Raw genomic sequence first — 3,065 nt, 5'->3', positions numbered from 1 at the left:
CTTCTGCTGTTCGCCATGGGCCAGACCATCATGCTGGTGACCGCGGGAACCATCCTGGCCATCGTCATCGGCATTACGCTGGGCATTGTGTCGGCGCTGCGCCAGTACTCCGGTTTGGACTACGGCGTCACGTTCTTCACGTTCTTGTGCTTCTCGCTTCCCAGCTTCTGGTTGGCGGTGCTGCTCAAAGAAATTGTGGCGATATCGTTCAACGACTTCTTACAGGACCCGGTCATGTCCATCGGCACCATTCTGGCCATTGGCGTGGTGGCGGGGTTCATCTGGTACCTCGTGTCCTTCGGGCGCGCGAAAACCCGCATCCTCATGGGTGTCCTGGGCTTCCTGGTGACCTCGGGCATCGTGTACTTCGTTCTGGTGACCAACTGGTTGACCGCGCCGTTCCTGGGGATCCCGCTCATCTTGCTGACCGGCATTCTGGTGGCCGTCATCGCCACCATCCTGATTTCGGGGCTGCGTAATAAGCGGGCACTGTACGCGGGCTTGGCCACGGTCCTGGTGGGCCTGATCGCCTACTTCCCGGTGCAGGGCTTCTTCCGAGGGGCCGGCCTGTGGACCGTGATCATCCTGTGCCTCGTCATGATCGCCATCGGCGCGACCATTGGTTACTTTGCCGGCGGCTATGACCGTGGGCAGGGTATGCGGGTGGCCGGGATCACCGGATTCTTCGTGGCGCTGCTGATCATCCTGGATCGCTTCATGCAGTCCTGGCCGGCCTACTTGGACTCCGGGCACATTCGTGGCCGCCCCATTGCGACGGCCAGTGCGTCCACGCCGGGCCTGACCGGTGATTTCTGGATCATGGGCATCGACCGCTTCACCCACCTGTTGCTGCCGACCATTGCGCTCACGCTGCTGGCGTTGGCGTCCTACTCCCGATACTCGCGAGCATCCATGCTCGAGATCATGGGTCAGGACTACATTCGTACGGCTCGGGCCAAGGGCCTGTCCGAACGCACGGTGGTCATGCGCCACGCTTTCCGTAACGCATTGATCCCGTTGGCCACACTGGTGGCCTACGACATCGGGGCTCTCATTGGCGGGGCCATCATCACCGAGTCGGTCTTCGCGTTCACCGGTATGGGCCAGTTGTTCGTCACCGCGGTGCGCAACGTGGATCCCAACCCCGTTATGGGCGTCTTCTTGATCACGGGCATCGTGGCAATGGTCTTCAACCTCATTGCCGATCTCGTGTACTCCGTTCTCGACCCGCGCGTGAGGGTGAAAGCATGAGCCAGCAAGAACCAATCAACGTCAAAGAACCGGTGGACCCCGCCGTCGCGAAGGCCGAGGACGTCCAGGGCAAGAGCCAGGGGCAGCTGGTTCGTCAACGATTCTTCGGCAACACCGGAGCGGTCATCTCCTTGATCGTCCTGACGTTCGTCGTGTTGTTGTCGGTGACCTCTATCGGTGTGGGCCCCATCCCGGGCTGGTGGAAGTGGGATCCGGATGCCACGGGAACGCTGCTGGACGGTGGCCGACCCACATTGTCGTTACTGCCCCCCGGGCTGGGAAATCATCCATTCGGTCAGGACAACCTGGGCCGTGACCTCTTTGCCATGACCATGCAGGGAACGCAGTACTCCCTGATCGTGATGGTTGTGGTGGGTGTGATGGCCGGCCTCCTGGGCACCGTGATCGGTGGCCTCTCCGGCTACTTCCGCGGCTGGACCGAGGCCATCCTGATGCGCCTGACCGACGTGATCATCATTATCCCGCTGGTCATCCTGGCCGCGCTGCTGGGTCGCTTGGCCATCTCCTACGTCCGTTCCACGGGCCTGCCGACGACCGCCACGGTCATTGCGCTGGGTCTGTTGATCGGTGCGGCGTCGTGGCCGCCACTCGCTCGACTCGTGCGCGGCGAGTTCCTGTCGCTGCGTGAGCGCGAGTTCGTCGACGCCGCTCGATTGGCCGGCGCGTCCAGCGGTCGCATCATTTTCAAACACATCCTGCCCAACACCGTGGGCGTGATCACCGTGAACATCACGCTGCTGATGTCCTCGGCAATTCTGCTGGAAACGGCACTGTCCTATTTGGGCCTCGGTATCCAAGCGCCGGACTGGTCATTGGGGCGCCTCATCAGTGAGAATCAGACGGCCTTCGCCACCCGTCCCTGGTTGTTCTGGTGGCCCGGTGTGTTCATTGTGACCATTGCGTTGACCATCAACTTCATTGGTGACGGTCTGCGCGATGCGTTCGACCCGCGCCAGCGCAAGTTCAATCCCAAGAAGGCTCGCGAGCGCGGCGAGCAGCGCACCGAGCGCGGTGCCGTCAACCGGGCCACCCGATGAGTTGGGTACCGGCGGGCGTGCCGCGGGGGTCAGGCTGTGACGAACAGCGTGACACCCGCGGCGGCCATGACCAGAGTCACCGTGAGCGGGGCGGGAACGTAGGACATGCGTACCGGCTCCAGAGCGGCGTCGTCCCGGGTGAAGACGTCCAACTCGCCGGTGTCGATCTTGCGCTGCCACAGCGTGCGGATGTCATTGGCTGCAGCGCCCGAGCGTGTGCCGGCCAGGTCGCCGGTGCGCACGGCACCGTCCGTCCGGGCCAACGGATGCGCCTGCGAGACGCCCTGGGGTCCGCTGCGCAACGCGGACCCCGGCCCCGCGGCGGGCAGCGCGAAGCACGAATGGGAACCGGCCTCGGTCACCACGGTGACCGTGAAGCGCGTCCGCACGTCAATGATGTGCGCCCACGGAATAACCACGGCGCGCAGGGGATTGATGATGCGCACACCGTGGTCGCGGATCTCCAGGCGGGGGCGCCAGTACAGCGCGTAGCCCAGCCCGGCCACAGCGGCACCGCAGCACACGCTCGCCGCGAAGAGCAATGGGTTGTGACCCCAACCCGCCACAGCCACGGCCACGCCCAGGATCACCAGGAAACCGGTGAGCCACGGGGCGGACGCGGCTCGATAGACACGTGGGGAATCAGCGGGGGATTTCTGGTCCTGGGGCATGGCCCTCATGCTAAGCATCCTCACCCCGCAACCCACGCACACCACGTTTCAGACACGATGGAGCACACACGATGAGCACCTCGCA

Annotated in this window: 3 protein-coding genes; 2 read left to right on the top strand and 1 reads right to left on the bottom strand. The window is 63.8% G+C overall.

All coding sequences use genetic code 11. The annotated features are described in order from the left end of the window. Together Q4E95_RS06705 and Q4E95_RS06700 are read left to right on the top strand one after the other, a co-directional pair. The coding region (locus tag Q4E95_RS06705) for an ABC transporter permease (protein WP_303382581.1) at positions 1–1,251 on the top strand (1,251 nt) is incomplete at its 5' end. Further along, complete coding sequence (locus Q4E95_RS06700; RefSeq protein ID WP_303382580.1) at positions 1,248–2,309, top strand: ABC transporter permease; 1,062 nt, start codon at positions 1,248–1,250, stop codon at positions 2,307–2,309. The genes Q4E95_RS06705 and Q4E95_RS06700, both read left to right, overlap by 4 nt. A gap of 29 nt (positions 2,310–2,338) precedes the next feature. Here Q4E95_RS06700 and Q4E95_RS06695 read toward each other — a convergent pair whose 3' ends face one another. Then, the gene (locus Q4E95_RS06695; RefSeq protein WP_303382579.1) at positions 2,339–2,989 is read right to left on the bottom strand and encodes a PH domain-containing protein; all 651 of its coding nucleotides are present in this window, start codon (positions 2,987–2,989) and stop codon (positions 2,339–2,341) included. Positions 2,990–3,065 lie beyond the last annotated feature (76 nt).

Source organism: Kocuria sp., from assembly GCF_030536815.1.
Classification (GTDB): Bacteria; Actinomycetota; Actinomycetes; order Actinomycetales; family Micrococcaceae; genus Kocuria; species Kocuria gwangalliensis.
This window is presented reverse-complemented; position numbering and strand designations above follow the sequence as displayed.

Excerpts from the sequence above, each read along its gene's own strand:
- Q4E95_RS06700 (WP_303382580.1), top strand. The coding sequence starts at position 1,248 with ATGAGCCAGCAAGAACCAATCAACGTCAAAGAACCGGTGGACCCCGCC.
- Q4E95_RS06695 (WP_303382579.1), bottom strand. The coding sequence starts at position 2,989 with ATGAGGGCCATGCCCCAGGACCAGAAATCCCCCGCTGATTCCCCACGT.